This window comes from Bartonella tamiae Th239, from assembly GCF_000278275.1.
In the GTDB taxonomy this organism is placed as follows: domain Bacteria; phylum Pseudomonadota; class Alphaproteobacteria; order Rhizobiales; family Rhizobiaceae; genus Bartonella; species Bartonella tamiae.
Window position 1 is genome coordinate 1439801 of sequence record NZ_JH725147.1, and the last position, 15251, is coordinate 1455051.

The following is a 15251-nucleotide window of genomic DNA, read 5'->3' on the forward strand; positions in this document are numbered from 1 at the left end:
AAAAGGGAAAAAGGATTTGGGTTTTTATCCTATGAATGGATGATTGCATTTCGCTATATGTTACCCAATAAAAAACAAATATTTACCTCAATTATTTCCATTATATCTTTAATTGGAATTATGTTGGGTGTCTTTGCTTTAATTGTGGTTATGGCTGTCATGAATGGATTTCGTACAGAATTGCTTGATCGCATTTTGGGAGTGAATGGACATTTAATTGTTCAAGGTATTGATAGTGATTTTTCTGACTATAACAAGGTTATTCCTCGTGTGGAAGGCGTTGATGGTGTTAAATATGCCTTGCCTGTTGTTGAGGGGCAAGCTTTGGCACAAGGTGAGATTAGTGGTGGCACAGGTGCATTGGTTCGCGGTATGCGCGAGGAAGATTTGCATAAATTAACGACTGTGACGGATAATATCCAATTTGGAACCTTAGAAAACTTTGATAATCAAGAAGGCGTTGCTATTGGGAGTGGGATGGCTGAGAAATTAGGCTTGTCAGTAGGAAGTGATATCCGTATTATTACGCCTGATGGTGATGTTACTCCCTTTGGTGTTAATCCTCGAGTTAAAGCTTATCGTGTAGCTGCGATTTTTTCTATTGGCATGTCAGAATATGATTCAATTTTTATTTTTATGCCTTTGAAAGAAGCACAAGCCTTTTTTAATCTTGGCAATCAAGTTCAATCGCTTGAAATATTTTTAAATAACCCAGATGATGTTGATCAAATAAAACCAGAAATTGAAAACGCTGTCGGTAGACAAGTTTATACTGTCGATTGGCGTACACGCAATCAGGCTTTTTTTTCAGCTTTGCAAGTTGAACGCAATGTCATGTTTTTTATTTTATCTTTGATTGTTCTTGTTGCGGCTCTGAATATAATTTCAGGACTTATTATGCTTGTAAAAGATAAAGGACATGATATTGCAATTTTGCGTACTATGGGTGCAACACAAAGTGCTATTATGCGCATATTTATTGCAACGGGTATGGTCATTGGACTTGTTGGCACGACACTTGGTTTGGTATTAGGTATTGTGACTTGTGCAAATATTGATCGTATTCAGCGTTTTATTTCTTGGTTGTTTAATGTTGATGTGTTTAATCCGCAGCTTTATTTTTTAACACAATTACCTGCACGCTTGGAGTGGGGACAAAGTTTCATGGTTGTGTTTATGGCACTTTTTTTATCATTTTTGGCCACTATTATCCCAGCATGGCGTGCTGCAAAACTCGATCCAGTTCAAGCACTAAGGTATGAATGATGTCCAACGTTTTGCAACTTATTGATATTGATAGAAGCTATCATGATAGTGACAAAGAGCTTGTCATTTTAGATAAAGCAAATTTTTCTCTTAATCGTGGTCAAACAGTTGCACTTGTTGCACCTTCTGGCGCAGGAAAATCGACATTGCTTCATATCGCTGGTTTGTTAGAGCGACCAAATGGTGGAGAAGTTCGTCTTAACGAAAAAATATGCTCCAGTCTTTCAGACAATGAAAGAACAGCAATAAGACGTCATGATATTGGATTTGTTTATCAATTTCATCATTTGCTTCCAGAATTTTCAGCATTAGAGAACGTTATGATGCCGCAAATGATCGCGGGATTAAAAAAATCCGTTGCCTCTGATCGGTCACAAAAACTTTTAACTTATTTGCGTGTTGGACATCGTGCAAAACATCGCCCATCTGAATTGTCTGGTGGGGAGCAACAACGTGTCGCTATTGCGCGCGCAGTTGCGAATGCACCGTCAGTTTTATTGGCAGATGAACCAACGGGTAATCTCGATCCTGTCACTTCATCCTATGTTTTTCAAGCATTATCGGCATTGGTACGTCAATCAGGTTTAGCCGCTTTAATTGCTACACATAACCATGCACTTGCTAAAAAAATGGATAGACGAATTACTCTTAAAGGTGGCAAGATTATTGAACTTCCATAATTGTTTTCATCAATAAAAAAATAAGAATTGTATATTTAAAATTTAAATATTTTGAAAAAAAAGATAAGCTAAAATACTGACGATTACCATAACAAAAAGGCTTCGAGTTAAAAAACCTACGAAAATCGTTGTTAATGCAGCTAGTAAGCCGATAGAAATTCCATAACTATTCACATGATTGTTTTGAATAATTTCAGTAGCGATAATTGCTGAAAGCACTGCTGATGGTATGAAATGCAGCCAATAACGAATAAGACGTGGCAAAGTATGACGACTTAAAAACAATATAGGCACAATTCGGATAAGCGCTGTGATGATACTGGCGACGATGATACCAAAAATAATTTTATCATTCACAGTTTTGCGCCTTTAGTTTTCCATAAAAAAATCATACCAATTGTTGCTGAAAAAATGGTTGCACATATCATTGCTATATTTGAGTTAAAAAGATTATTGGAAAAAATAATAAATGCCACTGATGATATCATAACGATACTATCAAAAATTTTTGTTTGGCTGGCATACCAACCAAGCATAATGAGACCTATAAACATACCAACAAGACTGAAATTTAAAGCTTCACGTAACCAATCGGGTAGGGATGAGGCAAAAAGACTTCCGATTAAGGTTGCAATAATCCAATTAAACCAAGCTGTTAGATTTAATCCTAATAACCACGAGAACGGTAAAAAATTATTATTTTTACGAGCATATTGTGTAGCAACACCGAACGTTTCATCTGTCATTAAAAGTCCACCAACTGTTTTTTCAAACATCGTGGAACGTGAGAAATACTGCGCCATATATGCATTAATAAGAAGATAACGCAAATTGATAAATCCAACCGCTAATGCAATTTGTAAAAGAGATGCATTCGATCCAATAAGAGCATAAAATAAAAATTGTGCGGAACCAGCATAAACAAAAATACTTAATGAAAGAATATGGTAAATGCTTAAACCAGAAACAGAACCAATAGCTCCGCATGCAAATCCTACAGCCCAATATCCTAATAATGTTGGGATACAGGCAAAAATTCCTTTTTTAAATAATGTAAAATGATTTGACGAAAAAGGGTAATAGGGCATAAGAATTCGAAATCGATAAGGAATAGACTAAATGCTTCTAAAGGAAATAGTTATTGAATGTCAATCTAGCAGATATTGAAAAGGCTTAATTTGATCGCTATATGCCTGACCCAGCATAGTGAGGAATAAAATGACTGATTTTATCTCTGAAAATGATCCGTTAGATAAACAACGTCGTCGATTGGTTTTTCGTGCTTGGCACAGAGGTATAAAAGAAATGGATCTAATATTAGGTCAGTATGTTGATAAATATGTTCATCAAATGAATGAAGAAACTATAAAAGAGATGGAATTTATTATGTCATTTGAAGATCGTGACTTATTAACATGGGTAACAGGTGAGGTCGCTAGCCCAGAGACTATAAACACTCCCTTATTTCAAGATATAATAGATTATCGCTTTCGTATGGATTTTACAAATTAGCAATGTCTATTTTTAAAAAACTTATCCTTAAAGACGCAGTTAAAAAACATGTTATATTTAATGGAGTAACGGCTGGTTATGAGCCTTTTTTGCTTGCAAAAATTGCAGCAGAAAACACTACAGATAGCATCGTCGTCTATATAGTGCGTGATGGACAAAGACTGGCCGATTTAAGCCAGGCAATAAGATTTATTGAACCACAATTATCTGTTATGGAGTTTCCTGCGTGGGACTGTTTGCCTTATGATCGTGTGTCGCCAAGTTCAACAATTTCAGCGCGTCGCATGTCAGCATTAACAGAGCTTATTCATTTAAGGAAAAATCCTCATAATACGCTTGTTTTAACAACCATTAACAGTCTCATTCAAAAACTACCGCCTCCAGACGTTTTAGATTCTCATTCATTGACTGTGCGTACTGGACAGACACTTGATATGGATCAAATGGTTCATCGTTTGGAACGCAATGGTTTTGAACGTGTTGCAACAGTTCGTGAAGTCGGAGAGTTTGCAATACGTGGTGGAATTTTAGATCTTTACGCTCCTGGAGATGTAGAACCGATAAGATTGGATTTTTTTGGCGATACGTTAGAAACAATTCGTGTTTTTGATCCGACAACACAACGCACTGTTGAAACGCGTCAAGAATTTTCGTTGCATGCGATGAGTGAAATTACTCTCACACCTGAAACAATTAGCCAATTTCGCTCCAGTTATATTTCAACTTTTGGGGTGCCACATCGTGAAGATGCTTTTTATGAGGCAATTTCACAAGGCCGACGTTTTGCTGGCATGGAACACTGGCTGCCGTTATTTTATAAAAAATTAAATACATTTTTTGACTATGTAGGCAATGCAAAGTTTGTTTTTGAAAATCTTGCGGAAGAAGCTCTTATTGAAAGGCATAAATTAATTGATGATTATTATCAAGCAAGAGTAGAGCAAAAACAAACGCATGATCACAATACGATTTATAATCCAGTTCTTCCAAATTCCCTTTATATTGAACCAAAAACTTTATTTTCTTTAGTAGAAGACAAAGGATTTCGTTATGATTTAACACCTTTTAGTGTTCCTCAATCATCGCGTTATTGTGTTGTTGAAAGTAACGTAAAGTCTGGAAAAGACTTTGTAGAAGAAAGAAATGCAGAAGATAAAAATCTTTTTCAAAATGTTGTTGATTATCTTGCTCAGTTGCGTGGTGATGGTCATAAGGTCATGCTGGCTGGCTGGAGTGAAGGTTCGCTTGAACGATTAATACAGGTTTTGGATGAGCATGGATTAAAAAAAGTTACCAAAGTTCATTCTTTGCAAGCGGTAAAAGCAACACCACGTGATCATATTACTGCCGCTGTTATTGCTATTGAACATGGTTTCATAGCAGAAGATCTTGTCGTTGTTACAGAGCAAGATATTCTTGGTGATCGTCTCATTCGTTCTTCTAAGCGTCGCAAGAAAAATGCAGATTTTATTTCGGAAGTGTCGACAATAAATAAAGGTGACATTGTCGTTCACGTCGATCATGGAATTGGTCGTTTTATTGGACTAAAAACAATAACTGCCGCTGGTATTCCACGTGATTGTCTTGAAATACATTATGCGGATGAAAATCGTTTATTCTTACCCGTAGAAAATATTGAATTATTATCGCGTTATGGTGGTGAAAGCGCAAATGCAGTTTTAGATAAACTTGGCGGCGTGGCATGGCAAGCAAGAAAAGCAAAGCTTAAAAAGCGATTATTAGAAATTGCAGGTCAGCTCATACGCATTGCTGCCGAAAGAGCAATGCGTGGAGCGCCTAAACTTATACCCCCAACTGGTCCTTATGATGAATTTGTCGCACGCTTTCCTTATGAAGAAACGGATGATCAATTACATGCTATTGACTCCGTTATGGATGACCTTGCATCTGGACAACCTATGGATAGGCTTATTTGTGGTGACGTTGGTTTTGGTAAAACTGAAGTTGCCATTCGAGCAGCATTTGTTGCAGCTCTTTGCGGTTATCAGGTGGCTGTGGTTGTCCCAACAACACTTCTGTCTCGTCAACATTATAAAACATTTTGTCAAAGGTTTCAGGGATTACCGATTAAGATTGGTCATGCCTCGCGTTTGGTTGGATCCAAAGCACTTTCAGATGTTAAGTCGGGAGTGCGGGATGGCACAATTGATATTGTGATTGGAACTCATGCTCTTTTGGGTTCTTCTATTGATTTTGCACGATTAGGACTTTTAATAATTGATGAAGAACAACATTTTGGTGTGAAGCATAAAGAAAGATTGAAAGATCTGAAAACGGATATACATGTCTTAACATTATCAGCAACTCCAATACCTCGTACTTTACAATTAGCACTTACAGGTGTGCGTGAATTATCACTTATTGCAAGCCCTCCAATTGATCGAATGGTTGTGCGGACATTTATATCTCCATTTGATCCTCTCATTGTGCGCGAGACGCTTTTGCGTGAACATTATCGTGGTGGACAAAGTTTCTATGTCTGTCCGCGCATTTCCGATCTTGCAGAAGTCCATGAATTTTTGCAAACTCAAGTTCCAGAATTAAAAGTGACACTTGCTCATGGACAAATGCCTCCAGGACAGCTTGATGACATTATGAATGCCTTTTATGATGGTCAATATGATGTTTTGCTTTCAACCAGCATCGTTGAATCTGGTTTGGATATTCCGTCAGCCAATACATTAGTTGTTCATCGTGCTGATATGTTTGGGCTTTCAGCGCTGTACCAATTGCGAGGACGTGTAGGGCGATCAAAACAACGTGCTTATGCACTATATACTCTTCCTACTCATAAAATACTTACACCAGATGCTGATCGACGGTTAAAAGTTCTACAGTCATTGGATACTTTAGGAGCAGGTTTTCAATTGGCAAGCCATGATATGGATATTCGTGGTGCTGGAAATCTTTTAGGGCAAGAACAGTCAGGCCATATTAAAGAAGTTGGTTTTGAGCTTTATCAACAAATGCTTGAGGAGGCTGTCGCTGAAATAAAAGATGATTCATATGTTGAAGAAAATCAATGGTCTCCGCAGATTTCTGTGGGAACAGCCGTGATGATACCTGAAACATATGTCCCAGACTTACCTTTGCGGATGGGGCTTTATCGCCGTCTTTCAGATCTTTCTGATATAGCAGAAATTGATTCATTTGGTGCAGAATTGATTGATCGTTTTGGACCCATGCCAATTGAAGTTCAACATCTACTTAAAGTGGTTTATATTAAAGTTTTATGTCGGACAGCTAATGTTGAAAAATTGGATGCAGGTCCTAAAGGTATTGTCATTCATTTTAGAAATAATACTTTTGCAAACGGCGTTAAGCTTATTGAATGGATTGGTGAACAGGGAAGTATGGCAAAAATTAGAGCTGATCAATCTGTCGTTTTTACACGAGATTGGCCCACCGCTGAAAAACGTCTTAATGGTGCAGCATCCGTTATGACGCAACTTGTAAAATTCGTTTAACCATAAAAATTATGGTTACTTTTAATTATAAAAACCGACAAAACGGTCAATGATGTTAAAGATCAAAAAATTAGTGATCTTCAGTAGTTCCAGGTTCAAACCCGTCAGCAATTTGTTGGATTGCATCAATAAGAACATCGGCAGGTTGAGCACCCATAACCACAAATTTTTGATCAAAAATGAAACATGGAACACCTCGCACGCCAATTTGGCTGGCTAAGGCAATGTCCTGACGAATTGTGTCACAATCAATTTCAGTTTCTAATAATTTTTCAATGACATCACCCCGCATTCCAACGCTTGATGCACAATCAACAAGTACGGAAGAGTCACCAATATTTTGTCCTTGTTCAAAATATCGAGAAAAAAGCTCTCCTACGACTTTATTTTGAGTTTTTAAAGAGTCTTGTGCTGCCCAATAAACCAAACGATGGGCATTGAGTGTATTGGGTGCGATAGAAATGGAATCAAAGTCAAAATCAATTTCCTCTTTTTTGCCTAAATCTATTAATGTTCTTTCAATCTCATCTACAGTATCTTGGCTCCCCAATGCGGTTTTCATATGTGTACCATAAGGTTTGCCATTTACAGGCATATTAGGCGTTAATTGGAATGGTTTCCAATTTAACTCTACATCAATTTCACTCAAATGATTTAAAGCTACAAGTAAACGTTTGCGTCCAATATAGCACCAAGGACAGACAAGATCAGAGACAATATCTATAAAATGTATTCGTCTTTGCATATTTTTGCTTTATTGCCTCCACCATGTTGGCAGTCTATAACCGTAAAGAGATGTATAGCTAGGATGCTTGATATGCGACCAGCGTGCAATCCATTGATCAGGAAGATGATAGAGAGGTAGATAATAGTTTCCTGAAATTAAGATACGATCTAAAGCCCTCACGCTTGCGACAAAATCTTCATTGGTAGTGGCGTTTAACATTGCAGTAATTATAGCATCAATTGCAGGGTCTGCCGCCCCAGCAAAGTTGAAGCTTCCTTCAATATCACGTGATGCAGATCCCCATCGATTGATCTGTTCGTTTCCTGGCGATAAAGAGGCTCGCAATTTACCAACAATCATCTCATAATCAAATGAGCTGAGACGGTTTTGATATTGTGTATCATCAACCGTTCTCACGTCGACATCAATGCCAATTCTTGCTAAAGAGCGTTGATAAGCAAGTGCAACTTTTTCTTCTTCTAATGTTTGAGTCATAATTTCAAATTTGAAAATCTGACCATTGGGTCCAATTGCTTTTTTATTTTTACGGCTAAAACCAGCTTCTACAAGTTTTTTCCAAGCTATTTGGGTTAAATCTCTATCCATTCCAGATGCATTTGTCGTTGGTGTATGCCACGTACCATTCATCACAGTTGGTAAAACCGCATCAGGGTAGGGGGCGAGTAATTCTCTTTCCTTTTCACTGGCAGTGCGCCCCACAGCTGAAAGATTTGAGCCTGCCCAAAATCCTTCCGTACGCTTATATACATTATTATAAAGATTATTATTAACCCATTCAAAATCAAAAACCAAAGACAGCGCTTCACGTACACGTCTATCCTGAAAAATTACTTTGCGCGTATTGAATACAAATCCCAACATATCCGCAGGTGTTTTTTTTTGAAAACTTTCCTTTATTACACGTCCATCTTTAACTGCTGGAAAATCATAAGACAGTCTCCATCGATTTGGATTGGCTGGCTCTTCAATAAAAACATCAAGAATACCTTTTTTGAAAGCTTCAAATCGCGTATTATCATTGCGATAATACACTATTTTTATCGTTTCAAAATTGTTTATGCCTTGATTAACAGCTAAATCATACCCCCAATAATTTTCATTACGTTTATAGACTATGCGTTCACCTGGGTCGATTCGTGAAATCATATAAGGTCCGCTGCCCATAAGAGGGGTTAACCCATTTTCTTCAAAATGATCGACATCAATAGCATGTTTGGGAAGAATGGGAATGCTAGTTGATAAAATTAAAGGAAATTCCCTATCTTTTGAGTGCGGAAAGGTCAATTTAATCGTATGTTCATCAATCTTTTCGATTGTTTCTATACGTTTCATGTGACGATCAAAAGGTGGTCGACCTTTCTCACGTAAAAGATTAATCGTAAATATCACATCTTCGCTAGTAATAGGAACGCCATCAGAAAAACGAGCGAGTGGATTAATGTGAAAAACAATTTCTGTTCTTTCATCATTAAGCTTTATTTTTTCTGCAATCAAACCGTAAATCGTAAAAGGTTCATCGCGAGATCTTACAGCCATAGATTCAAAAACAAGCCCACCAAATTGCTCATCTGCAAAAAGTCCTCTTGCCGTTGTTCGAAAACTTTTAATAACAAATGGGTTTAATCCATCAAAGGTACCGATCACACCATAACTGATTTCCCCCTTTTTTTTGGCAGTTGGATCAGCATAAGGTAAATGTTTAAAATTTGCATCCAGCTCTGGTTGTCCGTGCATGGCTATGCCATTGCCATAAGTGCTTGATGATAAAGAAACAAAATATAACAAAAAAAGATAAAATAGAGTGCGCAACATTATTATTTCTATTCATAAGATTAGAGTTATCGTTGTCTATTAGCACTTTTTCATGACAAACGAGAAGTGAAATTTCTATCATTTATATTAATTATGAATCGTGTATTTTCGTTTGTAGATCGATATATAGTTATTTGTGATAAAATTGTAATTTATACACCAATGAAATCGTACATAAATGTTATGTGATTTGCATTGATATATGTTTAATGTCATGAAATATAGGGTGTAAGCGCTAGATTTTTTATTGAATCTTGTGTAAATGACTTAAAAGAAAAGGGAGTGTCATTCTGTTGCCGTATTTTAAATATTAATAGCAGACTGTTTTACATTTACCTTTCGAATTATTTTAGTGCACTGAAAGGATGAGCCTCATCATGTCCCACAAAAAAACTTACGCTGTTATTTCTTCTGCATTGGTTGGCGCGGCAGCTTTGTTTATTGCATCGCATAGTACAGCTAACGCTCAAGGAATACCACAGGGATGGTATAAGGTTTGCAGTAAGCAGCAAAATGTTGATGTTTGCAATACAATGAACACAGTTGTTTCTAATACAGGACAGCCTTTAACAGCTATTAATCTCGTTGAGGTTAAAGGACAACAAAGTGAAAAACGTATTGGCATTCAAGTGCCGTCAGGCCGCTTTATTCCAGAAGGTGTTCATATTCAGGTCGGAGATGGACCAGTTAAAAAAATACCTTATGTGATTTGTAATGGACCAAGCTGTATAGCAAATGATACATTTGATGACACACTTACAAATGCTATGAAAGCTGGTGCAAAAATGGTTATTACAACTGTAAATTTCCGTGGCACACCTAACCCTGTTGAAATTTCTTTAGACGGTTTCACTGCTGCCTTTACCGGTCCAGGGATGCAAGAAAAAGATTTTGAAGCTGAGCAAATGAAGTTACAGCAAGCTGTACAGTCAAAACAAAAAGAAATAGAAGATCGTATGCGTGCTGAGCAAGAAAAAGCCAAAGCTGGAAAATAATTTAAAGAAAATTTAATTTTTTACAAAAAAGAAGAAACCATCGTTACTTACGATGGTTTTTTATTTACATGATATTTTTAATAAGTTTACCAATCAATTTGATTAACTGATTATTATAACCTTTTTAAATAAATTTTTTCTGACACATTGTTTCATACTCGTAAGGTTATGGATTTTGAAAAGTTAAAGATATATTGCAATACGATATCTTTAATTTGATAATAATTTAAAGAAAACTTACAAATATGTATGGTCTTGCTTCTTTGAGAGTCAATGATATGTCATAGGACGATGATAAGACATGAAAAATAAGTATTGTATCCTTAGTCGTTTTTCTAAACAGAAAAATAGCAATCTTGTCTGTTGTATTTGCAGTCGATTTAACAGCCTTTAAACACCAAAGTGGACAGAGCTTAATCGCAATATTGTCAACCGTTTCTATCAGAGTTTAAGTGGGCGTATTTATGCGGCATGCGACGCCCTGTGTCCATTTTATTGACGTTTGACGTTAATGAAAGGCTGTTGGGTCCACACTATCTCAAAAGTAAACGTGTACGAGGAGTCGTGGAAACACAACAGTTTTTGTTTTTTAAATACTATAAGGTAGGATTTATTACAATTTTTTTTGGCTGCTCAAAAGACACGTACAGGGCATTATACGTTGCAAAGTGAACATTATTTTTGTCATAACTTCAGATAGATGGTATGGTTATAATTCATTAATGTTTGATATGGGTATTTCTGCATTGAGCATTCTAAGGATAAATTTGCCAGTGTAGTCTTTCATTTCAATGGCATATTTAAAGTTTCTGGGAATTGGCAAAAGCCAAAAGTATCAAAATCAAAATGTATTTCTAACATATGTTTCATTCGAATTTAAAAAAGTGAAAAAAAATGTGCACTTTTCCAATGAAGAAAAAAAATTCTATTATCTCTTAGAGTCAATGCACTCAGCTATTCTATATAATGATAATAAAATGGTGCCCCCAGAGAGACTCGAACTCCCGACCCCCTGATTACAAATCAGGTGCTCTACCAACTGAGCTATAAGGGCGCACGCTGTGCAACTAGCATAAACAATCCAAAAGGAAAATAGAAAATTTTAAAAAAAACAAATTTTATTGAAAATAAGTTTAAAGAAATTGTTTTTATTGACTTTTTTATAGATTTTTAACGAAAAGTCGCATCGTTTTTAAGTGCATTATTTAATAATATCTCATATTTTTCACGTGTTATTTCTTTTGCACCGAATCTTTCTAAGTGTGGAGTAATGAATTGTGTATCAAGCAAAATAAAATGACATTGCTTTAATCGATTAACCAAATGAACCAAACATATTTTTGAAGCATTTGGTACATTGGAAAACATACTTTCACCAAAAAAAGCTTGCCCAAGACTTATACCATACAATCCACCAACCAATTGATTATCTTGCCATGCTTCAACTGTATGACAGTAACCAAGTTCAAATAATTGTTTATATACATGACGTATTGTTTTATTTATCCACGTCGTTTCACGCCCTTTTTTGGATTGGGCACATCCTGATATGACGCCTTCAAAATCTTTATCAATACATATTTCAAAGGTTTTTTTTTTCATAAATTTTGATAGGCTTTTTGATATATGAAAATTATCAAGAGGAATAATACCTCGTTTTTCAGGTCTTACCCAAAAAATATTAGGATCATCTTTATCTTCTGACATTGGAAATATACCCTGCGCATATGCATCAAGCAAAAGCGCAGGATCAAGAATTTCTTCCCAATTATTAGTCACTGATTTTATCCGTTATTATTTGTCTTTTCTGCGAGGTATTTTTCTAACCAATGAATATCATAATCACCACTGATAATATCTTCATTGTTAATAAGATCAAGAAAAAGTGGCAAAGTTGTATTAATTCCTAAAACGACGAATTCATCAAGAGCACGTCTTAATCGCATCATACATTCTAGACGTGTCCGTCCATGAACAATCAGTTTTCCAATTAAACTGTCATAATATGGTGGTATACGATAACCAGAATAAACACCTGAATCGACACGTATACCTAACCCACCAGGTGTATGAAAATGCGTAATTAACCCAGGAGATGGTGTGAAATTTATGGCATCTTCTGCGTTAATACGACATTCAATTGCATGTCCTGAAAAACTTATATCACTTTGTGTAACAGATAATCCTTCACCAGAGGCTATACGAATTTGTTCATGGACAAGATCTATACCCGTAATTGCTTCTGTTACAGGATGTTCAACCTGAAGACGTGTATTCATTTCAATAAAATAGAATTCACCATTTTCATAGAGAAATTCAACTGTACCAGCTCCACGATAGTTAAGTTTTGCGCATGCATTCGCAACGATCATGCCAATTTTTTGACGTGCTTCCTCGTCAAGGGCAGGAGAATTTGCTTCTTCCCAAACTTTTTGATGGCGACGCTGCAAAGAACAATCACGTTCACCTAGATGAACCGCACGACCTTGACCATCTCCCATAACTTGCACTTCAATGTGTCGAGGTTTTTCGAGATATTTTTCAATATAAACAGCATCATCACCAAAAGCTGCTGTAGCTTCAGAGCGTGCCGTACTAAGAGCCACCGATAGTTCTTTCGCACTACGAGCGACTTTCATACCGCGACCACCGCCACCTGCTGAGGCTTTTATAATAACTGGAAATCCAATTTTTTCAGCAATTTTTTTTGCTTCATCATCATTTGTTACAGCACCATCAGATCCAGGAACCACTGGTATGCCCAAAGTTTTTGCTGTTTTTTTCGCTTCAATCTTGTCACCCATCATGCGGATATGTTCAGCGGTAGGGCCTATAAAAGTAATATCATGAGCTTCTAATATTTCAGCAAATTTTGCATTTTCTGATAAAAATCCATATCCAGGATGAATCGCATCTGCACCAGTTATTTCACAAGCAGAGACAATTTGATGAATGTTCAGATAGGAATCTCGTGAAGGAGGAGGGCCTATACATACGCTTTCATCAGCCAAACGAACATGCATTGCATCTGCATCTGCTGTAGAATGGACAGCAACTGTCTTAATACCTAATTCTTTGCAAGCACGTAAAACTCGAAGAGCAATTTCACCACGATTGGCTATTAAAATTTTCTGAATCATATCTTTGTCTTTGTCCTATTCCACGATAACAAGTGGTTCGCCAAATTCAACGGGTTGAGCATCTTCAACCAAGATTGACATTACCGTGCCTGATCGGGGAGCTGTAATCTGATTCATTGTTTTCATTGCCTCTATAATAAGCAATGTCTGACCTTCAGATACTTTTTGACCAATTTCTACAAAAGGACTAGCACCAGGTGAGGGGGCCAAATAAACAGTACCAACCATAGGAGAGTTAACGGCATTTTTTGACTTTTCTTCTTTTGAAGACATTGATGTCACAGAAGTTGGAGTTGGTGCAGTGTTAACAGCAGGAGCTGTATAAACTGCTTGTGTTGGTGCAGTGCCCATCAATTGTCGTGAAACACGTATGCGCAAGTCACCTTGTTCCAATTCAATATCAGATAAATTTGTATCATTTAATATTTCAGCAAGATCGCGGATCAGATCCTTATGTTCTCCTGTGTTTTTGCCTTTAGCTACTGGTTTTGTTACCATTCTATTGAACTCCTCGATCATAAAGATCGTTTATTTTAAAATTTAAAAGTTTGTATCAGTTTCAATCGGCCAATTTACAAAAATCTATAGGCACCAAATGATCGTTCTTTTAAAGTGTTATATCATATTGCTTATGATGAAGCACATTATGTCAAATCTTATAAGCATGTTAAACAAAAAGCGAAAGAGTTAAATATCTGCGCTTATAAGAGAGTCAACAAGAGTTTAACATATTATTTGTTTTTATTTATGGTCAAGCTCTTTAACTCTACGATCGAGCACATCACCATTTACTGCACCAACAATTACTTGTGAACCTATAATATATGATGGTGTCCCATTAATCTTTAAATCATAAGCAATTTCTGCGTTATTCGTAAAAGCTTGTTGTAAAAGAGGATTAGCAATTGCTGCTTTCAGTTTCGTTTCATCAGCACCAAGGTTTTTGGCAATTTGTAAAGCCTTTGTTTCATTTGCACGGCCATTGCTGGTTAAAAGTGTTTTATGAAATTCTGAATATTTTTCAGGCATTAAATTTTTAAAAGCTTGAGCAACTATATGCGCTTTCACAGAATCAGGACCAAGTATTGGAAAGTCTTTTATAACGACGCGTAATTCTGGATTTTTAGAAATAAGTTTTTCAATGTCAGGGTAAGATTTTTTACAATATCCGCAATTATAATCAAAAAATTCGACTAAAGTTATTTTACCTTCTGGATTGCCTATTACCGCATCATAGGGTGAATGAAAAATTCGATCTGAAAAACGATCAATTATAGCTGTTTGGCTTTGCGCAAGTTCTTTTTGTTGTTTTTCTTCAAAAGCATCTTGAACTTCCAACATCACTTCTGGATTACTTATAAGATAGTTTCTTACAATCTGTCTAATATGCTCGTCAGATGTTTCTTTTTGAACTTTTTGGCTAAGAGAGCTGATAAATTCTGGATCATTAAGAATTTGCTCTTTAATCTTATTTAAATTTGTATCATCCGAAGCATGAACGCTACTCACACATAAAAAAATACCAATAAAGCACCCGCCTATCAAACCAAGGATATAGCGATATGATTTTTTTTGAAAGGACTGTGAATTATACATTGAAGTTGATCCTT

At 36.3% G+C, this 15251-nt stretch carries 13 protein-coding genes and 1 tRNA gene; 5 read left to right on the forward strand and 9 right to left on the reverse strand.

The annotated features are described in order from the left end of the window. Positions 1 to 39: 39 nt before the first annotated feature. Positions 40 to 1266, forward strand: a complete 1227-nt coding sequence (locus ME5_RS06470; protein WP_051016520.1) for a lipoprotein-releasing ABC transporter permease subunit — start codon at positions 40 to 42, stop codon at positions 1264 to 1266. Next, positions 1266 to 1946, forward strand: a complete 681-nt coding sequence (locus ME5_RS06475) for an ABC transporter ATP-binding protein (RefSeq protein WP_035000201.1) — start codon at positions 1266 to 1268, stop codon at positions 1944 to 1946. The genes ME5_RS06470 and ME5_RS06475 overlap by 1 nt, the downstream gene beginning before the upstream one ends. A gap of 42 nt (positions 1947 to 1988) precedes the next feature. Here the strand turns inward: ME5_RS06475 and ME5_RS06480 are convergent, their stop codons facing one another. Both ME5_RS06480 and ME5_RS06485 read right to left on the reverse strand, forming a co-directional pair. Continuing rightward, entirely contained in the window at positions 1989 to 2303 is a 315-nt protein-coding gene (locus tag ME5_RS06480; RefSeq protein ID WP_008039510.1) for an AzlD domain-containing protein, read from the reverse strand. Then, a complete protein-coding gene (locus ME5_RS06485; RefSeq protein ID WP_008039512.1) occupies positions 2300 to 3034 on the reverse strand; it encodes an AzlC family ABC transporter permease in 735 nt (244 codons plus the stop codon). The genes ME5_RS06480 and ME5_RS06485 overlap by 4 nt, the downstream gene beginning before the upstream one ends. A gap of 130 nt (positions 3035 to 3164) precedes the next feature. Here ME5_RS06485 and ME5_RS06490 point away from each other — a divergent pair, with 130 nt between their 5' ends. Then, positions 3165 to 3458 (forward strand): FAD assembly factor SdhE, encoded by a 294-nt coding sequence (locus tag ME5_RS06490; protein ID WP_008039513.1) that lies wholly within the window; start codon positions 3165 to 3167, stop codon positions 3456 to 3458. 2 nt (positions 3459 to 3460) lie between these two features. After that, positions 3461 to 6946 carry a transcription-repair coupling factor gene (mfd, locus tag ME5_RS06495; RefSeq protein WP_008039515.1) on the forward strand — a complete coding sequence of 1162 codons (3486 nt, stop codon included), beginning with the start codon at positions 3461 to 3463 and terminating at the stop codon, positions 6944 to 6946. Between the two features lie 70 nt (positions 6947 to 7016). Here mfd and ME5_RS06500 read toward each other — a convergent pair whose 3' ends face one another. Together ME5_RS06500 and ME5_RS06505 are read right to left on the reverse strand one after the other, a co-directional pair. Further along, on the reverse strand, positions 7017 to 7691 hold the full coding sequence (locus ME5_RS06500; protein WP_008039517.1) for a DsbA family oxidoreductase: 675 nt from the start codon (positions 7689 to 7691) through the stop codon (positions 7017 to 7019). A 9-nt stretch (positions 7692 to 7700) separates the two neighbouring features. Beyond that, positions 7701 to 9506, reverse strand: a complete 1806-nt coding sequence (locus ME5_RS06505; RefSeq protein WP_008039518.1) for an extracellular solute-binding protein — start codon at positions 9504 to 9506, stop codon at positions 7701 to 7703. A 377-nt stretch (positions 9507 to 9883) separates the two neighbouring features. Between ME5_RS06505 and ME5_RS06510 the strand changes: the two genes are divergently transcribed. After that, positions 9884 to 10501, forward strand: coding sequence for an invasion associated locus B family protein (locus ME5_RS06510; protein WP_008039519.1), 618 nt, complete (start codon positions 9884 to 9886; stop codon positions 10499 to 10501). Positions 10502 to 11479: 978 nt separating this feature from the next. Here ME5_RS06510 and ME5_RS06515 read toward each other — a convergent pair. The 5 genes from ME5_RS06515 to ME5_RS06535 all read right to left on the reverse strand — a co-directional run bounded on the left by ME5_RS06515 (position 11480) and on the right by ME5_RS06535 (position 15237). Next, positions 11480 to 11555, reverse strand: a tRNA-Thr gene (locus ME5_RS06515). Between the two features lie 116 nt (positions 11556 to 11671). Further along, on the reverse strand, positions 11672 to 12280 hold the full coding sequence (aat, locus tag ME5_RS06520) for a leucyl/phenylalanyl-tRNA--protein transferase (RefSeq protein ID WP_008039520.1): 609 nt from the start codon (positions 12278 to 12280) through the stop codon (positions 11672 to 11674). A gap of 5 nt (positions 12281 to 12285) precedes the next feature. Then, positions 12286 to 13641: an acetyl-CoA carboxylase biotin carboxylase subunit gene (gene accC, locus ME5_RS06525; RefSeq protein WP_008039521.1), complete on the reverse strand. Its 1356-nt coding sequence runs from the start codon at positions 13639 to 13641 to the stop codon at positions 12286 to 12288. Positions 13642 to 13656: 15 nt separating this feature from the next. Beyond that, on the reverse strand, positions 13657 to 14139 hold the full coding sequence (accB, locus tag ME5_RS06530; protein ID WP_008039526.1) for an acetyl-CoA carboxylase biotin carboxyl carrier protein: 483 nt from the start codon (positions 14137 to 14139) through the stop codon (positions 13657 to 13659). Positions 14140 to 14382: 243 nt separating this feature from the next. Continuing rightward, on the reverse strand, positions 14383 to 15237 hold the full coding sequence (locus ME5_RS06535) for a DsbA family protein (protein ID WP_008039528.1): 855 nt from the start codon (positions 15235 to 15237) through the stop codon (positions 14383 to 14385). Between the last annotated feature and the right edge of the window lie 14 nt (positions 15238 to 15251).

Bases quoted from the DNA above. Each gene is read 5' to 3' on its own strand.
- accB (WP_008039526.1), bottom strand. From the start codon at position 14,139: ATGGTAACAAAACCAGTAGCTAAAGGCAAAAACACAGGAGAACATAAG.
- ME5_RS06470 (WP_051016520.1), top strand. From the start codon at position 40: ATGATTGCATTTCGCTATATGTTACCCAATAAAAAACAAATATTTACC.
- accC (WP_008039521.1), bottom strand. From the start codon at position 13,641: ATGATTCAGAAAATTTTAATAGCCAATCGTGGTGAAATTGCTCTTCGA.
- ME5_RS06490 (WP_008039513.1), top strand. From the start codon at position 3,165: ATGACTGATTTTATCTCTGAAAATGATCCGTTAGATAAACAACGTCGT.
- ME5_RS06485 (WP_008039512.1), bottom strand. From the start codon at position 3,034: ATGCCCTATTACCCTTTTTCGTCAAATCATTTTACATTATTTAAAAAA.
- ME5_RS06510 (WP_008039519.1), top strand. From the start codon at position 9,884: ATGTCCCACAAAAAAACTTACGCTGTTATTTCTTCTGCATTGGTTGGC.
- ME5_RS06500 (WP_008039517.1), bottom strand. From the start codon at position 7,691: ATGCAAAGACGAATACATTTTATAGATATTGTCTCTGATCTTGTCTGT.
- mfd (WP_008039515.1), top strand. From the start codon at position 3,461: ATGTCTATTTTTAAAAAACTTATCCTTAAAGACGCAGTTAAAAAACAT.
- ME5_RS06535 (WP_008039528.1), bottom strand. From the start codon at position 15,237: ATGTATAATTCACAGTCCTTTCAAAAAAAATCATATCGCTATATCCTT.
- ME5_RS06475 (WP_035000201.1), top strand. From the start codon at position 1,266: ATGTCCAACGTTTTGCAACTTATTGATATTGATAGAAGCTATCATGAT.
- ME5_RS06505 (WP_008039518.1), bottom strand. From the start codon at position 9,506: ATGTTGCGCACTCTATTTTATCTTTTTTTGTTATATTTTGTTTCTTTA.